The organism is Pseudomonas sp. S3_B08 (assembly GCF_054667725.1).
The window spans coordinates 12,973-35,272 of sequence record NZ_CP162750.1; the positions used below are offsets into that span (position 1 = coordinate 12,973).

Genomic DNA, 22,300 nt, shown 5'->3' on the forward strand with positions numbered 1-22,300 from the left:
AATCATTTCTTCTTTTTCGTTAGTTTTCTAAACGATTCTTCTGATATTGGATGTCCATGTATTGTGTTTGCACTTAACTCCACTCTCATGTACTGAGTTTCTTTTCCGTCATTGGCGCCTATGGTTTTTCCCATGTCAATTACTTTCCATGGTTTTCCGTTGTTAACATCTTGACCATTTGCAAACGCGTGCCGCTCTAACGCTTCAATGTCCGTGCCGGGTAGATATTTAGCTGCACCTCCATTAGCGGTCGATTTTACAACAGATGGCCAAGGAGCCTTAGGCGCCACATGTTTATTGCCATGATTTGTCCATTGAACGTCGGGAGGAGGCGGGGCTCCATCGCTTACCCTGGCTTTTCCTTCAGGTATTTCAGCGCTTTGCCCCGGAACGCATTTATCTCCGCCTGGACAAGTATTCAACCCTAGGGGATCCACCCACCCCGTAGGGTTAGGCACGTACTGGTAGCTATTCAACCCACCCGCAAGCTTGATCGGATCCGGGGTCAAAAACCGTCCAGTCCCAGGATTGTAATAGCGGTGGCGGTTGTAATGTAACCCTGTCTCGGCGTCGAAATACTGCCCTTGAAAACGCAGCGGATTATCGATCTCGCTGATGTCCAGCGCAGCGAGGTTGCCGTAGGCGCGGTATTTTGCCGACCACATGATTTCGCCGCTGTAGTCGGTGAGTTCCTGCGGTGTGCCGAGGTGGTCGAGTTGGTAATAGAACGGGGCCGCTTTTAGCGGGCCTTCGCCGTCGAGCATTGCCAATGGGCGGAAGCTGCCCGGTTCGTAGATGTAGCTGCGATAACGATTTTCTGCGCTTTCGGCGATCAATCGTTCGCCTTGCCAGAGGAATTCAGTGGTATGGCCGTCGACGGTTTTCTCGATGCGGCGGCCGAAGGCGTCGTATTTGTAAGATGCGTTGCTGCCTCCCGGCAGGCTGACGCCGATTAAGCGGTGTTGGCAATCGTAGCGGTATTCGGTGACGAGTTTTTGTCCGGTGCCGCGACTTTCACGGGTCAGGTTGCCATAGGCGTCGTAATCGTAGTGGCGGTCGCCTTGCATGAGCAGGCGATTGCCTTTGACGTTGGCGAGATTCGCAACGGGCAGGTCATTTTGTCCGAGGAGGTTGCCTGCCGGGTCATGGGCGAAGCTCTCTGGTATGGCGCCGCGCACGCTGATCAGGCGATCCAGCGGGTCGTAGTGATAGCTGCGGTTGCCTTTGCGGCTGTCGTCGATTCCGGCGAGGTTGCCGTTGGCGTCGTAGTTGTAGCGACGCTGGAACAGGTGCTTGTCCCGCTGGCTGACGCTGTGTGCTTGCAGGCGGCCCTGTTCGTCGTATTGGTACTGGCTGAGCAGCAAGCCTTGTTGGCGCTGTTGTTCGCGGCCGGCACTGAACTGGTGGCTGGTCAGGCGCGAGCCGTTGAGGCCGATGCTGCTGAGTTGCCCGCCAGGCTGGTGGCGGTAATCGAGTTTGCTGCCATCGGGCAAGCGGCAGTGCTTGAGCTGGCCGACGCTGTCGTATTCGTAGCGCAGAGTGCCCCAGCCCTGGTGTTCTTCGATGAGTCGGTCTTGCAAATCGTATTTATAGGCGAGCGGCCAATGACCGTCATCGACATTGACAAGGCGACCGAGCGCATCGTGGCTGTAATGAATCTCGTCACCATCGGGCAGCGTCTTGACCAGCAAGCGGCCTGCGGCATCACGCTGGTATTCGGTCACCAGTTCACTACCGTCGTCACCGCACTCGGTTTTCTTCAGCAGTTGGCCGTTCAGGTCGTACTCGTAGGCAGTCCGACGACCATCGAAGCCTGTTTCCTGTTGGATCAGGCCGTTGGCGTAGTAATCGAGGTGGTAATGCTCGCCGCGCTCGTTTTCAATTTCAGTGAGCAGCAGGCGCGAGTTGTCGTAGCGATAGCGCAGTTGGCTGCCGTCGGGATTGATGCGGCGGCTGACGAGGTGCAGATTGTCGGCGTATTCGTAGCGGGTGATACGGCCGAGCTCGTCGCGTTCGGCGGTGACTCGACCGTATGCGTTGTATGTAAATGCCCGTGTTGCTCCACCGGGCAAAGTAATTTGTGCCAGGCGATTCGCGGCATCCCATTGGAAGTGCGTGATGGCACCGTTTTCGTCCTGACGTGTGATCTGCCGGCCGAGTGCGTCGTAACGGTATTTGCGCTGACTACCATCGGGCAGGCGCTCTTCCAGAAGCTGGCCGAGACTATTCCAGCCCAACTGGTGCCGGCTGCCATCGGGCAGGCCGATTTCCTGCAGGCGGCCCCGACGGTCATAGCTGTAGTAGGTGGTGTTGCCTTCTGGATCTGTCTGTTGGGTGATATCGCCTTGATTGTTGCGCTGATATTTCCAGACTGCTTTACCGCGAACAACCTTACTTACGAACCCACGGCTGTACTCGTAGCCGGTTGGTTCGTCTTCTGGAGGTATGACTGCGACCAGGTGCCCTGATTCGCTGTATCGGTATTCGGTGATAGCTCCGAGCGGATTTTGCTCTGCGATCAGGCGTCCCTTTTCGTCATATGCCTTGAGATTTTCGGCTCCGTCCGGATCAATTTGAGCAACCAGTCGGGCTTGGTCGTCGTGGGTGTATATCTCTTCGCTACCGTCTGCGTTCGTGACAGTGACACTTCCCTTATCATCCCAAACGTAGCGAGTATCCATCTGCGAGAAGTTCGCCCAGTGATGAATACAGCGTGCAGATTTGCCCTCTCTTTCCCATTCCCAGTAGAAGCTGGCACCTCCGGCTAGACGGCGCTCGAGAATGACGTTTTGATCGTTATAGGCGTAACGCTCGGCTTCTCCAGCGGCGTTTTTCGCTTCAATCAAGCGGTGTTGCGAGTCGTAGGCATAACTGATTATCGTCTGGACAGTGGTCCATCCGTCTTCCAGATTGTCTGCTGGTGTGAACTGTTGATAGTCGACCGCCACAATATGCGTGCGATCGTAGCGCAACAGCAAGGCACGACCGGCACCATTGTCGATACGTTTGATCCGACTGTGAATATCGCGCGTGACATGAAGGCGGTTGTCGTATTTGTCACTGATGGCTATCAGTGTTGCGCCTTTGCGATCGTAGCGGAAGTGATAGAACTGAGCATGCTCACCAGCCTGAGTGAGAATAAGTTCTGATGGATCGTCCCCGATGAAGATGGCTGCTTCCGAGAGGCTATTGGTTATCGCCGGGCGTTGGATGCTTGGAAGTGGGAAGGTGATCACCCGGTTTTCATGATCGGTCCATACCACTTCATCGACGTTGATTTCTAACCGCTGTGCTAACGCGTGGCTCCAGCCAAAACCCAGCCCACAATCGATTTCCGCTGCGCTGGTTCTATAGAGACGAGTCCAGCTAAATGGTACAGCCCCTCCGAGCTCTCCATCGGTCAGCGTCAGTAGCTCTTCGCCAGTGACCATGGAGACCGGGCAGCCGTTAGTGCAAGTGTTCTTTGCGCAAGTTGCGCTTTTTTCATCTGGGGTCTTGGATTGTGCAGGGGCATCGTGCCGGGTTTTCGGGGTTTCGACGGTGGTCACACGCTTCCCATCAAAACGCAACTCGGAAATCCCGTTCCTGACCTTCGCCGTCACCCCTCGGGCCGCCACTGCGGTGTACTTGGCGACATACTCCATAAAGCCGTTGATGATCTTGAACACCGACTTCACGAAGCCGATCACAGCCTTGATGACAAGCTCTCCGTACTTCTTCAGTCGGGCCGCAAGGTAGATGACGCCGGTACCTTCTGCCGCGATGGTCAGTACCACGCCGATCACGATGTCGATCGCAATGCCAACCACAATTGCCGTGGTCATCTTCGCTACATCGCCTGCCATTTTCATCGGCGGCAAGCCCGCCAGCCAGATCACCGCGCTGCGCACCAGCAAAAACAAGGCCGCTTCATCACTGGCCAGCAACATGGCTTTTTTCATGATGTCCGGCGAGCTTTTAGCGACTTTGATCAGCTCGTCTGCGCCAGCGCCGAGATCCTTGGCGAATTTCTTCGGATCCTGGAGGATATCGAGCACAAGGCTGATGCCGTCCCACACACCCTTGATGGCCTCCCAGCCACCTTCAAGAATGCCGTTGCCGATGGCCATGGCTGTGCCGGAGGTCGAAAGATTCGACCATTGCGGTTTGAAGCCGGCCCATTCCTTGCGCAGGAAACCTTCAAGGTCCGCAGTCACGCCGCTGTAAGAACTGAAGAGGGCGTCGATCTGCGCCGGGGTCACTTCGTTATGGACGCGAATCGTGTAGAACTTGCCGGGCACACCGCCGGTCCATGCGGCTTTGCCTTGGGCGTCGAGTTTGACCTTGCTGACAGCACCACCGTCCACGGCCACGATTTCGACTTCGATATCGCCGACGGGAATGTCGTAAACCGATTCGAATTTGCTCTCGATCAGCAACGGACCCTTGAGCGGACATTGAGCCACGTTCGAGGTGAAGTTACCGTCGGTCATGCTCACCGTTTTACTGGTGTTGCCCGCCTTGATGACACGCTCCATGCCCAACAAGGACGGCATGTCCGCGGCACGGCTACCCTTGTCGAGAGCCTGTGCGTACCAGGTTTTTGTTTGTTCCTGATACAGCTTCAGACTGTCCTTGAAGGTGTTCAGTTGGTTGTCAACAAAGGCAACGCGATCCATCAGCCTTGCTCCAGAATCAGGTGGTTTATCAATGCTTCTTTAAGATTTTGCGGCGCATCCGGGCGGCGCACGAAGCGGGTGATTTTCAGCTTCAGATTGTTCTCGGGCCATGCGGTGTAGAGGTCCGGGCGGTCTTCTTCCAGCCACTGCATCAGGTTGCTGACCAGCGTCGCCGGATTGTCCTTGCTCAACCCTTCCAACAACCCCTTCGGCACCTCCCACCACGGCCAGTCCTTGACCTTCGGCACCACCCGCGTGCCGACTTCCAGCGCCTGCCCATTGATCAGATACCGCTCAAACACCGGCAGCACTTCTCCAGCCTTCTCCCCAAGCCCCCGCAGAATCGGATAAATATGCCGGCCATCCCAAAACCGGAAAAACACCTCGGTGCCATCCGGCATTTTCACCTGCGTCAGGCTGCGCAGATGTTCGAACACTTCGTTTGGCTCTGAGCGCGATACGGCCAGCCAGCCCCAGTCGAGGGCGTCGGTTTCGGCGATCCATGGCAGGAAGGCGGAGTTGGCTTTGAGTTCGGTGAGGTAGGGCATCACCGGTTGCCAGGTGGAGTAGGGCGTGCCGCCCCAGATCGGGATGAGCTGGGCGGTGGGTTCGGTGAGGTACAGGGTTTTCAGGGCGTCGGCATCGCTGGCCGCGCTGACGACCAGATACAAGCGCTCGCCGCTTTGCAGCGGCTGTTGCGCCAGCCAGTCTTTGGGGGTGATTCGTTCAGATGGCACAGGCACCTGCCTTGCATTTTTCGCATTCTTCACAGAACGGCGCGTTACGTTTTAGGGTGTTGATCTGCGCCGGGGTCAGGACTTGGCCAGCCTTGTCGGCATCCGCCTGTTTCAGCACGCCGGGCATCAATGGCGCGGCGCCCGTTCCAACGCCGGGGCTGCCGCCGGAGTTCATGTTGATCACTGGCCCGCTCATGGTCACGCCGCCAGCATCGATCTTGATGAAGCTGCCGCCACCCACCAAGGTCAGCTCCGCACCAGCCTCCATCACTACCTTCATGCCACTGCTAAGGTGGATTTCCTGGCCGGCGTCGATGAACTGACCGGTGCCGATCTTGATGTGCTGGTTCACGCCGACGGTAAGGTGGTCGTTGGCGCGGGTTTCGACTTTGCGGTCGGCGTAGACGGTGTGGTGTTCTTCGGCTTTGAGCTCGGTGTAGCTGTTCTTTTCGACGGTGTCGTGTCGTTCGTTGCCGACGCGGATTTTCTGGTCGTGCTCGATGTTTTCGTCCCAGTCGCGCTGGGCGTGCAGGTAGATCTGCTCCTGACCTTTTTTGTCTTCGATGCGCAGTTCGTTGTAGCCGCCACCGCCCATGGAGCTCAGGGTCTTGAAGGTGCTGCGGGTCTTGTTCGCCGGCAGTGGATAGGGGACGGTGTTTTCCTTGTGGTACAGGCAGCCGCTGATCAGCGGTTGATCGGGGTCGCCTTCAAGGAACGTGACCAGCACTTCCATGCCGATGCGCGGGATGGCGATGCCGCCGTACTGGGCGCCGGCCCAGGCGCTGGAGACGCGCAGCCAGCAGCTGGTCTTGTCGTCGGCCTGACCTTCGCGGTCCCAGTGAAACTGGACTTTGACGCGGCCGTACTCGTCGCAGTGGATTTCTTCACCTTTCGGGCCAGTGACCACGGCGCTCTGGCTGCCGAGGATGCGTGGTTTCGGATGGCGTAGCGGCGGGCGGTTGGGCACGTCCCACGGCGTGGCCTGGAAGCGGTTGCGGTAGCCCTGGTGGAAATCGTCTTTCAGCGCCGTGGTGTCGCTGGTCACCGACTCTTCGAGCACCTGCGGCTGCTTGCCTTCATGCAGCACTTCGGTGAGCAGCCACAGGTCGTTCCACTTGGCTTTCGGGTGTTCGGTCAGGGCGAGAAAGTGGCCGCTGACCAGCAGTGGCTGATCACTCTTGCCTTCGGCCAATTGGAAGTCGCTGCGATGACGTTCGAGGGCGCGTTTGGCCAAATGTTTGCCGCGCTCGCGGTCGATGAAGCGGCCCGGGTAATCGTAGTCTTCGAGGTCGGGCAGGGCGTCGCCACGGTTTTCGCTTTCCAGGGTCAGGCGCGGTTTTTCGAAATCGTAATCGCGGCGCGTGGTGCGGCTGGTGCGGGTTTCCAGGCGCAGGTCGAAACGCTTGATCACCGGGTTGCTGGCGACCATGCCGGAGTCTTGCTGATAGGGCACCGGCTTGAGCTTCGGGAACACCGTCTGGTCGTCGCCGAACACCAACTTGTGCGCGTTGGCGCTGTGCTGGAAGTGGAAGTGAATGCCTTCCTCTTCGCACAGGCGCTGGATGAAGTGCAGGTCCGACTCGTCGTATTGCACGCAGTAGATGCGTTCGGGATAGATCGAGCCGGTCTTGAATTCGTAGGCGTTGCCTTGAATGCCGTGCTCTTCCAGCACCTGACCGATGATCTTCGGCACGCTGAGGTTCTGGAAGATGCGCTGGTTGATGCGGTGCGCGAGGTAAGCCAGTTGTGGGCGCAGCGTCACCGAATAACGGGTCAGACGCTTGCCGGAATCGCCTTGCGCGGCGCGGTAGATCTGGCCATGGATGCCGCTGCCGTCGGGCGACAGCTGCAGAAACGCTGGTTTGTGCAGCAGGGTTTCGAGGTCCAGCGACGGCTGCTCACTGACCAGCTCCACCTCAAAGACAAAAGGCTGGCTGATGGCTTCCCGGCCGGTGAGGGTAAACACCTGAAAGTCGGCGGAAAGCCCTTCGATGGTCAGGGCAAAGTGGGTTTCATTGGCCGGCGCGAACATCCCTTGTTCCTCGTGCTGTACAGCGGCGCTCGTCGACGACCGCAAAAAAAGCGGCTCAACGTACGCGAAATTCTGGAGGGGCGTAAACAACATCGACCAGCAGAGCTGGCCGATGCGTGTAACGGTCAGCCGTAATTAAACGACTGGAGCACGCCAGTCATCGGAACCCGAAGTACCGGATACTTCGTGGGTCCAGGTGATTTTGCGGTAGGTGAACTGCACTTCTTCCAGGTGGGTGAAGTGCGCGTTGCCTGGATCCTGGCAGTTGTGCATTTTGTTGTTGATGGCGACGATGATCGCGTCTTCCAGTTTGGTGGTGTAGTAGTGCTCTTGGGTGCCTTGAGCCGAAGTGCGGTACCACTGGATAACGATTTCGCTCATGCGCTCGCCGGAAGTCAGAGCTGCTTGCAGCAGTGGCGAAGCCTTGTCGTAGACCTTGGTGATCACAACTGGCTTGTGAACGCGCTGACCGGTTGGCTGACCGGATTGCGGGTCACGCGGGATGATCACGTCGTGGGTGAAAGCCTGAACCATGACCTGGTCTTCGTGGCCTTCCTGGTAGGTGTTGCCAACGGAGTCGGCGGTGAAAGCGCCGGCAGTGATCAGGCCTTGTTTTTCGCCGGTAACCGACATGTACGCTGGTGTTGCCATGGGGTGCTCTCCTTGCGGATAAAGTTAGGGTGCCCGGAGGCGAAATCGCCCGGTGGGTGGCTGAGAGTTATCAAGGAGCGTGCCAGGTTTTGCGCGGTGCCCGGATGGCGGGGACGCCACGGTAGTCGGTGACCATTCGCGGCGTTTTTCACCGGGATAACCGGGAGAAAGTGCGCAAGAAGTTGCGCAGTACTGCGCAACTTCTTGCGCACTTGGCTGCAGGCCTTGCGCCGCTTGAGCTGCAGAGGATTCAGGCCCTGAAATATTACGACCAACTGCGCAACTTCTTGCGCAGTTGGGTATTTGCCGAGATCGCGGTGTTGCCTTCGCGAGCAGGCTCGCTCCCACAAGGACAGTACTGCCAGCGAAAGCGTCTTATAAATGAAACACCGCCCTCGGCTATACTCCCCGCATTTCGATCAGGCACGAGGATTCACTGTGAAGAACTGGACGTTGCGCCAACGCATTTTGGCGAGCTTTGCGGTGATTATCGCCATCATGCTGTTGATGGTGGTGCTGTCCTACTCGCGGTTGTTGAAAATCGAGGCCAGTGAAAACAGCGTGCGCGACGATGCCATTCCCGGCGTCTATTACAGCTCGATGATTCGTGGTGCATGGGTCGACAGTTATTTGCAGACCCAGGAGCTGCTCGGCCTCAAGGAAGGCCAGGGCGTTTCCAGCGAAGACGCAGCGGACTACAAGGCGTTCGAGGCGCGTCTGCAAGAGCAGATGGCCAACTATCGCAAGACCATGGCCACCGATGAAGACCGCTCCGAATTCGCCTTGTTCGAGAAGTACCACGACACCTACATCCAGATTCAGGATGCCGTGCTGGACCTGCACAAGCGCAATCTGGAAGCCGATGCCATCAAGCTGTTCAACGAGAAACTGACCCCGGCGTGGTACACCGGGCGTATGAAACTCAACGACATTATTGGCGAAAACAAAGTCGTCGCTGATAACGCCATGGCCAACATCGACGATGCGGTCGCAACGGCCAAAGTCAGCATGGTCATTTCCCTGCTGGTCGCGGTACTGGTTGCCGGCCTCTGCGGTCTGCTGTTGATGCGCGCGATCATGGCGCCGATGAACCGCATCGTGACCATCCTCGACATCATGCGCACCGGCGATCTGAGTTCGCGCCTGAACCTTGATCGCAAGGACGAATTCGGCGCGGTCGAAACCGGCTTCAACGACATGATGACCGAGCTGACGTCGCTGGTGTCCCAGGCCCAGCGCTCCTCGGTGCAGGTGACCACCTCGGTGACCGAGATCGCCGCCACTTCCAAGCAGCAACAGGCCACCGCCACCGAAACCGCAGCGACCACCACCGAAATCGGCGCAACCTCCCGTGAGATCGCCGCGACTTCGCGGGATCTGGTGCGCACCATGACCGAAGTGTCCACCGCTGCCGATCAGGCCTCGGTGCTCGCCGGCTCCGGCCAGCAAGGCCTGGCGCGCATGGAAGACACCATGCACTCGGTCATGGGCGCGGCGGATCTGGTCAACGCCAAACTGGCGATCCTCAACGAGAAGGCCGGCAACATCAATCAGGTGGTGGTGACCATCGTCAAGGTGGCCGACCAGACCAACCTGCTGTCGCTCAACGCAGCGATCGAAGCCGAGAAGGCCGGCGAGTACGGTCGCGGTTTTGCCGTGGTCGCCACCGAAGTCCGGCGTCTGGCCGATCAGACCGCCGTGGCCACCTACGACATCGAACAGATGGTCCGCGAGATCCAGTCGGCGGTGTCGGCCGGGGTGATGGGCATGGACAAGTTTTCCGAAGAAGTGCGCCGCGGCATGTCGGAAGTGCAGCAGGTCGGCGAGCAGCTGTCGCAGATCATCCATCAGGTGCAGGCGCTGGCGCCGCGCGTGCTGATGGTCAACGAAGGCATGCAGGCCCAGGCCACTGGCGCCGAGCAGATCAACCATGCGCTGGTGCAGTTGGGCGATGCCAGCAGCCAGACCGTCGAGTCGCTGCGTCAGGCCAGTTTCGCTATCGACGAACTGAGTCAGGTGGCCGTCGGCCTGCGCAGCGGCGTTTCGCGATTCAAAGTCTGATGAGCGAAATCATCGCCAAACGAGGCAGTGCGCCAGTGGCGAAGCCGGCGCTGTTCCTGCTGTTTCGCATCGGCAGCGAACGCTACGCCCTGCGCGCCACGGAAGTGGCCGAAGTGCTGCCGCGCCTGCCGCTGAAACCGATTGCCCGGGCGCCGCAGTGGGTGGCCGGGGTGTTCGCCTATCGCGGGGCGGTGGTGCCAGTGATCGATCTCAGCGCGCTCACTTTCGGTCAGCCCGCCGAGGCGCGCACCAGCACGCGGCTGGTGCTGGTCAATTATCAGCCGGATCAATCGCAAGCAGCGCAATGGCTCGGGCTGATTCTCGAGCAGGCCACCGACACGCTGCGCTGTCATCCGCAAGATTTCCAGCCTTACGGCCTCGACAACCGTGAGGCGCCGTACCTCGGTCCGGTGCGCGAGGATGCGCAGGGATTGCTGCAATGGGTGCGGGTCAATGACTTGCTCGATGACGCCGTGCGCAGCTTGCTGTTCCCCGATCCGCCGCGTGATCCGGCGCAGCTTGAGGCGCAGTCATGAGCAGTGAGCAGCGCTTTTTCGATTTCCTCAAGGAACGCATCGGCCTTGATGTCGCGTCGGTGGGCGCGGCGATCATCGAGCGTGCCGTGCGCCAGCGCACGACCCTGTCCCAGGCCGCCCACGCCGACGAATATTGGCAGCTGTTGCAAGGCTCGCGGGACGAGCAGCAGGCGCTGATCGAAGCGGTGATCGTTCCGGAAACGTGGTTTTTCCGTTATCCGGAATCTTTCGCGACGCTGGGCAAACTGGCGCGAGGTCGGCTTAAAGAACTCAATAATATGCGCGCGCTGCGAATTCTGAGCCTGCCGTGCTCGACCGGCGAAGAACCCTACTCGATTGCCATGGCCTTGCTTGATGCCGGATTGCAGCCGCATCAATTCAAGGTCGACGGCATGGACATCAGCCCGTTGTCGGTGGACAAGGCGCGCCGCGCTGTTTACGGCAAGAACTCGTTTCGCGGGCAGGATCTGCAGTTTCGCGATCGGCATTTCATGCCTGAGCAGGACGGCCACCGGGTCAACGAATACGTTCGCGAACAAGTGCGCTGGCAGGTCGGCAATGTGCTCGATCCGACGCTTTTGGCGACCGAGCCTGCCTTCGATTTCGTGTTCTGCCGCAACCTGCTGATCTACTTCGACCAGCCGACGCAAAAGCAGGTGTTCGAAGTGCTCAAGCGCCTGACCCACGTCGACGGCGTGCTGTTTATCGGCCCGGCGGAGGGCAGTCTGCTCGGGCGCTTGGGCATGCGCTCGATCGGCATCCCGCAGTCGTTCGCTTTCAGCCGCCATAGCGAGCCGCACCCCGAACCGCTGCCGACGCCCAAACCGGTCGCCGTGCCGGTCAGCCAACCACTGCGCAGCGCGCCGCCGCCAGCGCCAGTGCGCAATCGGCCGTTCGCTGCCGTGACGGCTTTGCCGGTGACGAAAAAAACTGCCGACCCGGACGCCGCAACACTGCTGGCGCAGATTGCTGCACTGGCCAACGAAGGCAAAAGCGCCGAGGCCCGCGCCGCGTGCGAACACTATCTGTGCAGCCATGAACCCGTGGCGCAGGTGTTCTATTGGCTGGGCCTGCTCAGCGATGTCGCCGGGTTGAGCCTCGAAGCCCAGGGGTATTACCGCAAAGCGTTGTACCTCGAACCGCAACACCCCGAAGCGCTGATGCACCTGGCCGTATTGCTGCAGGCTCAGGGCGATACGGCGGGTGCCCGACGATTGCAGGAGCGCGCCGCCCGCAGCGGGCGCACCGCCGACAGTGAGCGTAAACGATGAGCGCGTCCGACACCTTGAACGTTACCCACGAAGACGCCCGCGCCATCGACGATTGCTGGAACCGCATCGGCATTCATGGCGACAAGTCCTGCCCGTTGCTGGAAGAGCATATTCACTGCCGCAACTGTTCGGTGTATTCCGCCGCCGCCACGCGCCTGCTCGACCGTTATTCGTTGCAGCAGGACCAGCGCGAAGCGGTGGTCAGCAAGGTCGAAACCGACGTCAAGACCCGCTCGCTGCTGATGTTCCGCCTCGGCGAGGAATGGCTCGGACTGGCCACGCGCACGCTTGTCGAAGTTGCGCCGTTGCAGGCGATACATTCGCTGCCGCACCAGCGCTCGCGGGCCTTGCTCGGCGTGGCCAATGTCCGTGGCGCACTGGTCGCGTGCCTGTCGCTGGTGGAGCTGCTCGACCTCGGCGCCAGCGTTGCGCCGGTCAGCGGCGGGCGAATCATGCCACGCATGCTGATCATCGCCGCGCACGGCGGGCCGGTGGTGGTGCCGGTGGATGAAGTGGACGGCATTCATGCCATCGACGAGCGCATCCTCGACGCCGCGTCGCAGTCCGGTGCGCAGAACAGTGCCAAGTACACCCGTGGCGTTCTGCAATATCGCGGTCGCAGCCTGCGCTGGCTGGATGAAGAACAGCTGTTGTCCGCCGTGACCCGGAGCCTGACATGACCCCCGAGCAAATGCGCGACGCCTCTCTGCTCGAGCTGTTCAGTCTCGAAGCCGAAGCCCAGACCCAAGTGCTCAGCGCCGGGCTGCTGGCGCTGGAGCGCAATCCGACCCAGGCCGATCAGCTGGAGTCGTGCATGCGTGCGGCGCACTCGCTCAAAGGTGCGGCGCGCATTGTTGGCATCGACAGCGGCGTCAGCGTCGCCCACGTCATGGAGGATTGCCTGGTCAGTGCGCAGGAAGGCCGTTTGTTGCTGCGTCCCGAACACATCGACGCGTTGTTGCAGGGCACCGACCTGCTGATGCGCATCGCCACGCCGGCCAATGCGCCGCAACCCACGGACATTGAAGCCTACGTGACGCTGATGGGGCGTCTGCTCGATCCTTCGGCGCCAGCCGCTGTGGTTGCCACGCCACCGATGGCCGAGTTGCAGATCGAGCCAGTGCCGATAGTGTCGGCGCCGATTGTCGACGAGCCCGCCGAACCGACCCCGCGCAAAAACAAACGCACCACCGAAGGCGGCGAGCGCGTTTTGCGCGTCACTGCCGAACGCCTGAACAGCCTGCTCGATCTATCGAGCAAATCGCTGGTGGAAACCCAGCGGCTGAAACCGCATCTGGCCACCATGCAGCGTCTCAAGCGCATGCAGAACAATGGCCTGCGCGCACTGGAAAATCTCAATGTGCACCTGAAGGACCACGCACTGAGCCTGGAAGCGCTCGAGTCACTGGAAGATGCGCGGCGCTTGCTCGCCGAGTCGCAGCAATTGCTCAGCGAGAAAAACGCCGAACTCGACGAGTTCGCCTGGCAGGCCAGCCAACGTGCACAAGTGCTCTACGACACCGCGCTGGCCTGTCGCATGCGCCCGTTTGCCGACGTGCTCAGCGGGCAGGCGCGCATGGTTCGCGATCTCGGGCGCAGCCTTGGCAAACAAGTGCGCCTGGAGATCGAAGGCGAGAAAACCCAGGTCGATCGCGATGTGCTGGAAAAGCTCGAAGCGCCGCTGACTCACTTGCTGCGCAACGCCGTCGATCACGGCATCGAATCCCCGGAGCAGCGCCTGCTCAAGGGCAAGCCCGAAGAAGGCCTGATTCGTCTGCGCGCCTCCCACCAAGCCGGTTTGCTGGTGCTGGAACTCAGCGATGACGGCGGTGGCGTCGATCTGGAGAAAGTCCGCCGCAGCATCGTCGAACGGCAGTTATCCCCAGCCGAAACCGCAGCGCAATTGAGCGAAGAAGAACTGCTGACCTTCCTGTTTCTGCCGGGATTCAGCCTGCGCGACAAGGTTACCGAAGTGTCCGGGCGTGGCGTCGGCCTGGACGCTGTTCAGCATATGGTCCGCCAATTGCGTGGGGCCGTGGTGCTGGAGCAGACGGCGGGCGAGGGCAGCCGTTTCCATTTGGAGGTGCCGTTGACGCTTTCGGTGGTACGCAGCCTCGTGGTGGAAGTCGGCGAAGAGGCTTACGCATTCCCCTTGGCGCACATCGAACGCATGTGCGATCTGGCCCCCGAAGACATCGTGCAGGTCGAAGGACGCCAGCATTTCTGGCACGAAGGCCAGCATGTCGGGCTGGTTGCGGCGAGCCAGTTGCTCAATCGCCCGGCCAGTCAGAACGATGGCGCTACCCTGAAAGTCGTGGTGATCCGCGAGCGCGAGGCGATTTATGGGGTGGCTGTCGAGCGCTTCGTGGGTGAGCGCACGCTGGTGGTGTTGCCGCTGGACGAGCGTCTGGGCAAGGTTCAGGATATTTCCGCCGGGGCCTTGCTCGATGATGGTTCGGTGGTGCTGATCGTCGATGTCGAAGACATGCTGCGTTCGGTGGACAAGCTGCTCAATACCGGGCGCCTGGAGCGCATTGCCCGCCACGGCAATCAAACTGCCGAAGCGGCGCGCAAACGGGTGCTGGTGGTCGACGATTCGCTGACCGTGCGCGAGCTGCAACGCAAACTGCTGCTCAATCGCGGCTATGACGTCGCGGTGGCCGTGGACGGCATGGATGGCTGGAATGCGCTGCGTTCGGAGAACTTCGATCTGCTGATCACCGACATCGACATGCCGCGCATGGACGGCATCGAACTGGTCACGCTGCTGCGCCGCGACAACCGTCTGCAATCGTTGCCGGTGATGGTCGTGTCGTACAAGGATCGCGAAGAAGACCGCCGCCGTGGACTGGACGCCGGCGCCGACTATTATCTGGCCAAAGCCAGTTTTCATGACGACGCCCTGCTCGATGCAGTGGTCGAGCTCATCGGGGGAGCGCGGGCATGAGGATCGCAATCGTCAACGACATGCCCCTGGCGGTGGAGGCCCTGCGCCGAGCGCTGGCCTTCGAGCCGGCGCATCAGGTGATCTGGGTCGCCAGCAACGGCGCCGAGGCGGTGCAACGCTGCGCCGAACAAACGCCGGACCTGATTTTGATGGACCTGATCATGCCGATCATGGACGGTGTCGAAGCCACGCGGCGGATCATGGCCGAGACCCCATGCGCGATCGTCATCGTCACCGTCGACCGCCAGCAGAACGTGCACCGCGTGTTCGAGGCCATGGGCCACGGCGCGCTGGACGTGGTCGACACGCCGGCGATCGGCGCCGGCAATGCCCAGGAAGCGGCGGCGCCGTTGTTGCGCAAGATCCTCAACATCGGCTGGCTGATCGGCGACAAGGCGCCGCGCTCGCGCCCGGCGCCGAGTTCACCGCGCAGTTCGCCGTCACGTCAGCGGCTGGTGGCGATCGGTTCGTCTGCGGGTGGGCCGGCGGCGCTGGAAGTGTTGCTCAAAGGCCTGCCGAAGGATTTTTCCGCCGCGATCGTGCTGGTGCAGCATGTCGATCAGGTGTTCGCCGCCGGCATGGCCGAATGGCTGGCCAGCGCCAGCGGCCTCGATGTGCGTCTGGCCCGTGAAGGCGAGCCGCCGCAAAGTGGCGCGGTGCTGCTGGCCGGGACCAATCACCATATTCGCCTGTTGAAAAACGGCACGCTGGCCTACACCGCCGAACCGGTCAACGAGATCTATCGCCCCTCGATCGACGTGTTTTTCGAGAGCGTTGCCAGTTACTGGAACGGTGACGCGGTCGGGGTTTTATTGACCGGGATGGGGCGCGATGGCGCGCAAGGGCTTAAGCTCATGCGCCAGCAGGGCTATTTGACCATCGCCCAGGATCAGCACAGCAGTGCGGTGTACGGCATGCCCAAGGCTGCCGCGGCAATCGATGCCGCGGTGGAAATCCGCCCGCTGGAAAAGATAGCGCCACGATTGCTGGAGATTTTCCCCAAATGAACAGGTTGATCGGCAATCCAGGCCCCCGCAGTACTCAGGTGACCGCTCATGAATGATTTACAGATCGACGACATTAAAACCGACGAGAACGCCGCCATGGTGTTGTTGGTGGATGATCAGGCGATGATCGGCGAAGCGGTGCGCCGTGGGCTGTCGAATCAGGAAAACATCGACTTCCACTTCTGCTCCGACCCGCAGCAGGCCATCGCCCAGGCGGTGCGGATCAAACCGACGGTGATTCTCCAGGACCTGGTGATGCCCGGCCTCGATGGCCTGAGCCTGGTGCGCGAATACCGCAATCATCCGGCGACCAAGGACATCCCGATCATCGTTCTCTCGACCAAGGAAGACCCGCTGATCAAAAGCGCGGCGTTCTCCGCTGGCGCCAACGACTATCTGGTGAAACTGCCGGACACCATCGAACTGGTCGCGCGCATTCGCTACCACTCGCGGTCCTACATGACATTGCTGCAACGCGACGCCGCGTACCGAGCGTTGCGGGTCAGCCAGCAGCAATTGCTCGACACCAATCTGGTGCTGCAACGGCTGATGAACTCCGATGGCCTGACCGGGCTGTCCAACCGACGGCACTTCGACGAGTACCTGGAACTGGAGTGGCGCCGTTCGCTGCGTGATCAGACGCAGCTGTCATTGCTGATGATCGACGTCGATTACTTCAAGTCGTACAACGACAGTTTTGGCCACGTTGAAGGCGACGAAGCCTTGCGCAAGGTCGCCACGGCGATCCGCGAGGCCAGTGCGCGACCGTCGGACCTGCCGGCGCGTTACGGCGGCGAGGAGTTTGTGCTGGTGCTGCCGAACACTTCGCCGGGCGGCGCGCGGCTGTTGGCCGAGAAACTGCGCCAGACCGTGGCGGCGCTGAAAATTCCGCATAACACGCCGGCCGAGGGCTCCAGTCTGACCATCAGCATTGGTCTGGCGACCATGGTGCCGCAGGCGGGCAGTGATTGCCGGCTGCTGATTTCGGCGGCGGATCGCGGCTTGTATCTGGCCAAGAACAATGGGCGCAATCAGGTCGGGATCGAGTAACGGCCGTTGCCCTCACCCCAGCCCTCTCCCGGAGGGAGAGGGGGCCGACCGAGGTGTCTCGGGCCAGACATCGACCTGAGAGATCGCAGCGATTATGGATCTTCAGGCTTGGCGATCACGGATTCGGTGAAGCCATTCTATTCGGCGTATGTTTCAAATATCCCCCGATCGGTCCCCTCTCCCTCCGGGAGAGGGCTAGGGTGAGGGCAGCAATCTCGGCCCATTCACCGCCAGACGGGCTGCCGCGACAGCCTGTTTACGTTATACTCGCCGGCTTTCAAAAGTTCGCCAACGAGTGCTGCCCGTCATGGAAATCAACCCGATCCTGAACACCATCAAGGACCTGTCCGAGCGCTCCGAAACTATTCGGGGGTATCTTTGACTACGATCAAAAGCATGAGCGTCTGACCGAGGTCAATCGCGAGCTTGAAGATCCGAGTGTCTGGAACAAACCTGAATACGCCCAGGAGCTGGGCCGCGAGCGTGCCGCGCTGGCGCAGATCGTCGACACTCTCGACGAACTGAACGGCGGTCTGGCCGATTGCCGCGACCTGCTGGACATGGCCGTCGAAGAGAACGACGAAGGCGCAGTGGGCGATGTCGTCGCCGAGCTGGCCCGTCTCGAGGAAAATCTGGCCAAGCTGGAATTCCGCCGCATGTTCAGCCATGAAATGGACCCGAACAACGCCTACCTGGACATCCAGGCCGGTTCCGGCGGTACTGAAGCGCAGGACTGGGCCAACATCCTGCTGCGCATGTACCTGCGCTGGGCTGACAAACGCGGTTTCGACGCAACCATCATGGAACTGTCCGCCGGTGAAGTCGCCGGGATCAAGGGCGCGACCGTGCACATCAAGGGCGAATACGCCTTTGGCTGGCTGCGTACCGAGATCGGCGTGCACCGTCTGGTGCGCAAGAGCCCGTTCGACTCCGGTAACCGTCGCCACACCTCGTTCTCCGCGGTTTTCGTCTCGCCAGAGATCGATGACAAGGTGGAAATCGAAATCAACCCGGCAGACCTGCGGATCGACACCTATCGTTCCTCCGGTGCCGGTGGTCAGCACGTAAACACCACCGACTCGGCCGTACGTATCACCCACGTACCGACCAACACCGTGGTCAGCTGCCAGAACGAGCGTTCCCAGCACGCCAACAAGGACACCGCCATGAAAATGCTGCGGGCCAAGTTGTACGAGCAGGAAATGCAGAAGCGCAATGCGGCCTCGCAGGCGCTGGAAGACACCAAGTCGGACATCGGCTGGGGTCACCAGATCCGCTCTTACGTGCTCGATGCCTCGCGGATCAAGGATCTGCGTACCAACATCGAACGCAGCGATTGCGACAAGGTGCTCGACGGCGACATCGATGAGTACCTGGAAGCGAGCCTGAAATCCGGCCTGTAACACCCTCTGTGGGAGCGGGCTCGCCCGCGATCCCCAGCCGAAGGCTGGGGGCAACGAACCTGATGGAATACTTAAAGACATGAGCGACCTACAACTCGACCCGCAAGCCCTGCAACAGGAAGAAAACTCCCTGATCGCCCTGCGCAAGGAAAAGCTTGCTGCCGAGCGCGCCAAGGGCAATGCCTTCCCGAACGACTTCCGCCGCGACAACTACTGCGATGCCTTGCAGAAACAGTACGCGGACAAGACCAAGGAAGAGCTGGCAGAGGCTGCAATCCCGGTCAAGGTTGCCGGTCGCATCATGCTCAACCGTGGCTCGTTCATGGTGATCCAGGACATGACCGGGCGCATTCAGGTCTACGTCAACCGCAAGACGCTGTCCGAAGAAACCCTGGCCGCGGTGAAAACCTGGGACATGGGCGACATCATTGCCGCCGAAGGCACCCTGGCGCGTTCCGGCAAGGGCGACCTGTACGTGGAAATGACCAACGTGCGCCTGCTGACCAAGTCGCTGCGTCCGCTGCCGGACAAGCACCACGGCCTGACCGACACCGAACAGCGCTACCGTCAGCGTTACGTCGACCTGATCGTCAACGAAGACGTGCGCCAGACCTTCCGCGTGCGTTCGCAAGTGATCGCACACATCCGCAGCTTCCTGATGAAGCGCGACTTCCTCGAAGTCGAAACGCCGATGCTGCAGACCATTCCCGGCGGCGCCGCAGCCAAGCCGTTCGAAACTCACCACAACGCGCTGGACATGGAAATGTTCCTGCGTATCGCGCCTGAGCTGTATCTGAAGCGTCTGGTGGTCGGTGGTTTCGAGAAAGTCTTCGAGATCAACCGCAACTTCCGTAACGAAGGCGTTTCGACTCGTCACAACCCTGAATTCACCATGCTGGAGTTCTATCAGGCGTACGCCGATTACGAAGACAACATGGACCTGACCGAAGAACTGTTCCGCGAGCTGGCGCAGCTGGTGCTGGGCAGCACCGACGTGCCGTACGGCGACAAGGTGTTCCACTTCGGCGAGCCGTTCGTGCGTCTGTCGGTGTTCGACTCGATCCTCAAGTACAACCCTGAGCTGACTGCCGATGATCTGAACGACATCGACAAGGCTCGCGCCATCGCCAAGAAGGCCGGCGCCAAGGTGCTGGGCTTCGAAGGTCTGGGCAAATTGCAGGTGATGATTTTCGAAGAACTGGTCGAGCACAAGCTGGAGCAGCCGCACTTCATCACTCAGTACCCGTTCGAAGTGTCGCCGCTGGCCCGTCGTAATGACGAAAACCCGAACGTCACCGACCGCTTCGAGCTGTTCATCGGTGGTCGTGAAATCGCCAACGCCTACTCCGAGTTGAACGATGCGGAAGACCAGGCCGAGCGCTTCATGGCGCAGGTGGCCGACAAGGACGCCGGCGACGACGAAGCCATGCACTACGACGCCGACTTTGTCCGTGCGCTGGAGTACGGCATGCCGCCAACCGCCGGTGAAGGTATCGGCATTGATCGTCTGGTGATGTTGCTGACCAACTCGCCGTCGATCCGCGATGTGATCCTGTTCCCGCACATGCGACCGCAAGCGTAAACGTTTCAGTTGAAAAGCCGCCTAAAACAGGCGGCTTTTTATTGCCTGTCTGGTACAAATGTATCAATTGGTTAATTTGCAAATAGCAGAGGAAGTGCTGTCGTGATGGGTGCAATAGCTCAAGAAGGTGCAGCGGGTATCGCCACTGCGGTCGCTGAAAGTGTTCAGTACCAGGGCCGCAAGGCCAGCCGACAGGGCAGTGAGCAGCGTCGCCAGGACATTCTCGACGCCGCGATGCGCATTGTCGTGCGCGACGGCGTGCGTGCCGTGCGCCATCGTGCGGTCGCGGCAGAGGCCGGCGTGCCGCTGTCGGCGACCACGTATTACTTCAAGGACATCGATGACCTGCTCACCGATACCTTCGCCCAATACGTTGAACGCAGCGCGGCATACATGGCCAAGTTGTGGATCAATAACGAAGGTCTGCTGCGCGAAATGGTGGTCAGCGCCGACGGCAGCCCGGAGTCGCGCTCGCAATTGGCCGATGACATCGCGCGGTTGATGGCCGATTACGTGCACCGGCAACTGATCAACCGCCGCGAGCATCTGATGGCCGAACAGGCGTTCCGCCAGGAAGCGCTGCTCAACCCGCGTCTGGCCATTCTGGTGCGCTCGCACCAGCAGATTCTGTTGCAGGGCACCTGCCAGTTGTTCCAGGTACTGGGCTCGCGTGAACCGCAGCAGGATGCCAAGGTGTTGACGGCGATTATCGGCCGGATGGAATATCAGGGCCTGCTCAATGACGCCGAGCCATTGGCCGAAGAGAACATGCTCGGGATTCTGACGCGGTATATGCATCTGGTGCTGGCGTCGGTCTAGCATTTCACGCTACACCCTGCGGGAGCGAGCCGTTGATGATCGTTCCCTCACTCCGCGTGGGAATGCATCCTGTGACGCTCTGCGTCACGCAGCAAAAAGGGACGCGGAGCGTCCCGGGCGACATTCCCACGCAGAGCGTGGGAACGATCAAGAGTCTGAGTTTCAGCACGTCACGTTTTCTACAGGAGTTTCGGGTGGACGATTACCAGCAGACGATACGCATGTTGTCCGATCGCATTGTGCTGGCGCAGACGCCGATCCGCGTGCTCGATGCGGTCAAGTGGGACGACAACGTGCGCAAGGGTTTTCTCAAGGCCAAAGGCAAGGAAATGCCGGCGGTGGATCGCGACTACTACCTCAACCGCCCGCTGTCGTTCGATTCGAGCCAGGTCAAACTGGAATTCCAGAACATCGAGCGCGACATCACCCGCCAGCTCGGCCAGTTCAACCCGGTCGGGCAGATCATGCGGCGCATGTGCAAGGAATACCGCATGGTCGTGCGCATGCTCGAAGCGCGCGGCACCGAGGACTTCGGTCTGATCTCGCAAGAGTTGTACGGCGCGGCGTCCGATGCCTTCCACGCCGGTGACCCGACCCTCGCCGACCTCGGCCTGATGATGTCCGATTACCTGAACAACATCGACGGGCGCGGCGATCTGAAGGACGAACCGAAAATCCTCACCGCCAAAGACGCGGTGCACCTGCTGCAAACCCGACTGAACAAGGTATTCGGTGAGGCCGAAGAAACCATTCGCGTGTTCGAGTCCGACGGCATCGTCGCCGACGCCGCGGCGGGCGCCGACTACATCAAGATCCGCACGGATGCGCTGTTCAACGACCGCGACGTGCGCGCACTGGAAGTCCACGAAGGTCTGGTGCACGTCGGCACTACGCTCAATGGCTTGAACCAGCCTATCTGCACTTTCCTGTCCAAAGGCCCGCCCTCGTCAACGGTGACCCAGGAAGGGCTGGCGATCCTGATGGAAATCATCACCTTCGCTTCTTACCCCAGTCGCCTGCGCAAACTGACCAACCGCACCCGTGCGATTCATATGGTCGAAGAGGGCGCCGACTTTTTGCAGATCTACGAATTCTTCCGCGAGCAGGGTTTCGAGATGGCCGAAAGCTACGGCAACGCCAGCCGGGTTTTCCGTGGCTCGACGCCGACCGGTCTGCCATTCACCAAAGACTTGTCCTATCTCAAGGGCTTCATCATGGTTTACAACTACATTCAGTTGGCCGTGCGCAAGGGCAAGCTCGAGCAGATTCCGCTGTTGTTCTGTGGCAAGACCACACTGGAAGACATGCGAACCTTGCGGCAACTGGTGGATGAAGGGCTGGTGGTGCCGCCGAAATATCTACCGGATCAGTTCCGTGACTTGAATGCGTTGTCGGCGTGGATGTGTTTCTCCAACTTCCTCAACCATTTGAGCCTGGACCGGATTGAGGCGGATTACTCCAATATCCTCTAGACCCACCACCGAACCCCTTGTGGGAGCGAGCCTGCTCGCGAATGCGATTTCACCTTCAACATTGATGTCGGCTG

Annotated in this window: 15 protein-coding genes; 11 read left to right on the forward strand and 4 right to left on the reverse strand. The window is 60.2% G+C overall.

Annotated elements, in window-relative coordinates; translation table 11 throughout:
* Positions 1-2: 2 nt before the first annotated feature.
* From AB4N73_RS00070 to AB4N73_RS00085, 4 genes are all read right to left on the reverse strand, one after another.
* Positions 3-4,658 carry an RHS repeat-associated core domain-containing protein gene (locus AB4N73_RS00070; RefSeq protein ID WP_460142768.1) on the reverse strand — a complete coding sequence of 1,552 codons (4,656 nt, stop codon included), beginning with the start codon at positions 4,656-4,658 and terminating at the stop codon, positions 3-5.
* The gene (locus tag AB4N73_RS00075; RefSeq protein ID WP_056783139.1) at positions 4,658-5,395 is read right to left on the reverse strand and encodes a DUF4123 domain-containing protein; all 738 of its coding nucleotides are present in this window, start codon (positions 5,393-5,395) and stop codon (positions 4,658-4,660) included. The genes AB4N73_RS00070 and AB4N73_RS00075 overlap by 1 nt, the downstream gene beginning before the upstream one ends.
* On the reverse strand, positions 5,385-7,427 hold the full coding sequence (locus AB4N73_RS00080; protein ID WP_056783140.1) for a type VI secretion system Vgr family protein: 2,043 nt from the start codon (positions 7,425-7,427) through the stop codon (positions 5,385-5,387). Before AB4N73_RS00080 ends, AB4N73_RS00075 begins: the two co-directional genes overlap by 11 nt.
* A gap of 135 nt (positions 7,428-7,562) precedes the next feature.
* Positions 7,563-8,078 (reverse strand): Hcp family type VI secretion system effector, encoded by a 516-nt coding sequence (locus AB4N73_RS00085; protein WP_007949952.1) that lies wholly within the window; start codon positions 8,076-8,078, stop codon positions 7,563-7,565.
* Between the two features lie 438 nt (positions 8,079-8,516).
* On the opposite strand from AB4N73_RS00085, the gene AB4N73_RS00090 reads away from it, so the two are divergent.
* The 11 genes from AB4N73_RS00090 (at position 8,517) to AB4N73_RS00140 (ending at position 22,226) form a co-directional block, all read left to right on the forward strand.
* Positions 8,517-10,139, forward strand: coding sequence for a methyl-accepting chemotaxis protein (locus AB4N73_RS00090; RefSeq protein WP_071174505.1), 1,623 nt, complete (start codon positions 8,517-8,519; stop codon positions 10,137-10,139).
* Positions 10,139-10,675 (forward strand): chemotaxis protein CheW, encoded by a 537-nt coding sequence (locus tag AB4N73_RS00095; RefSeq protein ID WP_457264250.1) that lies wholly within the window; start codon positions 10,139-10,141, stop codon positions 10,673-10,675. The genes AB4N73_RS00090 and AB4N73_RS00095 overlap by 1 nt, the downstream gene beginning before the upstream one ends.
* A complete protein-coding gene (locus AB4N73_RS00100; RefSeq protein WP_460142769.1) occupies positions 10,672-11,946 on the forward strand; it encodes a CheR family methyltransferase in 1,275 nt (424 codons plus the stop codon). Before AB4N73_RS00095 ends, AB4N73_RS00100 begins: the two co-directional genes overlap by 4 nt.
* Positions 11,943-12,626: a chemotaxis protein CheW gene (locus tag AB4N73_RS00105; protein ID WP_150636275.1), complete on the forward strand. Its 684-nt coding sequence runs from the start codon at positions 11,943-11,945 to the stop codon at positions 12,624-12,626. Before AB4N73_RS00100 ends, AB4N73_RS00105 begins: the two co-directional genes overlap by 4 nt.
* Positions 12,623-14,893 carry a hybrid sensor histidine kinase/response regulator gene (locus tag AB4N73_RS00110; RefSeq protein WP_406228361.1) on the forward strand — a complete coding sequence of 757 codons (2,271 nt, stop codon included), beginning with the start codon at positions 12,623-12,625 and terminating at the stop codon, positions 14,891-14,893. Before AB4N73_RS00105 ends, AB4N73_RS00110 begins: the two co-directional genes overlap by 4 nt.
* Positions 14,890-15,900 carry a chemotaxis response regulator protein-glutamate methylesterase gene (cheB, locus tag AB4N73_RS00115; RefSeq protein ID WP_150636279.1) on the forward strand — a complete coding sequence of 337 codons (1,011 nt, stop codon included), beginning with the start codon at positions 14,890-14,892 and terminating at the stop codon, positions 15,898-15,900. Before AB4N73_RS00110 ends, cheB begins: the two co-directional genes overlap by 4 nt.
* Before the next feature lie 48 nt (positions 15,901-15,948).
* Positions 15,949-16,950 carry a response regulator gene (locus AB4N73_RS00120; protein ID WP_041478162.1) on the forward strand — a complete coding sequence of 334 codons (1,002 nt, stop codon included), beginning with the start codon at positions 15,949-15,951 and terminating at the stop codon, positions 16,948-16,950.
* Positions 16,951-17,257: 307 nt separating this feature from the next.
* Positions 17,258-18,353 (forward strand): peptide chain release factor 2 gene (prfB, locus tag AB4N73_RS00125; protein ID WP_099758102.1). Its coding sequence is split into 2 segments (ribosomal slippage): positions 17,258-17,329 and positions 17,331-18,353, totalling 1,095 coding nucleotides; the frame shifts between segments, so codons are not numbered across the junction.
* 79 nt (positions 18,354-18,432) lie between these two features.
* A complete protein-coding gene (gene lysS, locus AB4N73_RS00130) occupies positions 18,433-19,935 on the forward strand; it encodes a lysine--tRNA ligase (protein ID WP_024011743.1) in 1,503 nt (500 codons plus the stop codon).
* Between the two features lie 105 nt (positions 19,936-20,040).
* Positions 20,041-20,754 carry a TetR/AcrR family transcriptional regulator gene (locus tag AB4N73_RS00135; RefSeq protein WP_252885431.1) on the forward strand — a complete coding sequence of 238 codons (714 nt, stop codon included), beginning with the start codon at positions 20,041-20,043 and terminating at the stop codon, positions 20,752-20,754.
* A 221-nt stretch (positions 20,755-20,975) separates the two neighbouring features.
* On the forward strand, positions 20,976-22,226 hold the full coding sequence (locus tag AB4N73_RS00140; protein ID WP_166554750.1) for a flavohemoglobin expression-modulating QEGLA motif protein: 1,251 nt from the start codon (positions 20,976-20,978) through the stop codon (positions 22,224-22,226).
* Positions 22,227-22,300: the final 74 nt, after the last annotated feature.

Bases quoted from the DNA above. Each gene is read 5' to 3' on its own strand.
- AB4N73_RS00120 (WP_041478162.1), top strand. From the start codon at position 15,949: ATGAATGATTTACAGATCGACGACATTAAAACCGACGAGAACGCCGCC.
- AB4N73_RS00105 (WP_150636275.1), top strand. From the start codon at position 11,943: ATGAGCGCGTCCGACACCTTGAACGTTACCCACGAAGACGCCCGCGCC.
- AB4N73_RS00135 (WP_252885431.1), top strand. From the start codon at position 20,041: ATGGGTGCAATAGCTCAAGAAGGTGCAGCGGGTATCGCCACTGCGGTC.
- AB4N73_RS00080 (WP_056783140.1), bottom strand. From the start codon at position 7,427: ATGTTCGCGCCGGCCAATGAAACCCACTTTGCCCTGACCATCGAAGGG.
- AB4N73_RS00100 (WP_460142769.1), top strand. From the start codon at position 10,672: ATGAGCAGTGAGCAGCGCTTTTTCGATTTCCTCAAGGAACGCATCGGC.
- AB4N73_RS00110 (WP_406228361.1), top strand. From the start codon at position 12,623: ATGACCCCCGAGCAAATGCGCGACGCCTCTCTGCTCGAGCTGTTCAGT.
- lysS (WP_024011743.1), top strand. From the start codon at position 18,433: ATGAGCGACCTACAACTCGACCCGCAAGCCCTGCAACAGGAAGAAAAC.
- cheB (WP_150636279.1), top strand. From the start codon at position 14,890: ATGAGGATCGCAATCGTCAACGACATGCCCCTGGCGGTGGAGGCCCTG.
- AB4N73_RS00140 (WP_166554750.1), top strand. From the start codon at position 20,976: ATGTTGTCCGATCGCATTGTGCTGGCGCAGACGCCGATCCGCGTGCTC.
- AB4N73_RS00070 (WP_460142768.1), bottom strand. From the start codon at position 4,658: ATGGATCGCGTTGCCTTTGTTGACAACCAACTGAACACCTTCAAGGAC.
- AB4N73_RS00085 (WP_007949952.1), bottom strand. From the start codon at position 8,078: ATGGCAACACCAGCGTACATGTCGGTTACCGGCGAAAAACAAGGCCTG.
- AB4N73_RS00095 (WP_457264250.1), top strand. From the start codon at position 10,139: ATGAGCGAAATCATCGCCAAACGAGGCAGTGCGCCAGTGGCGAAGCCG.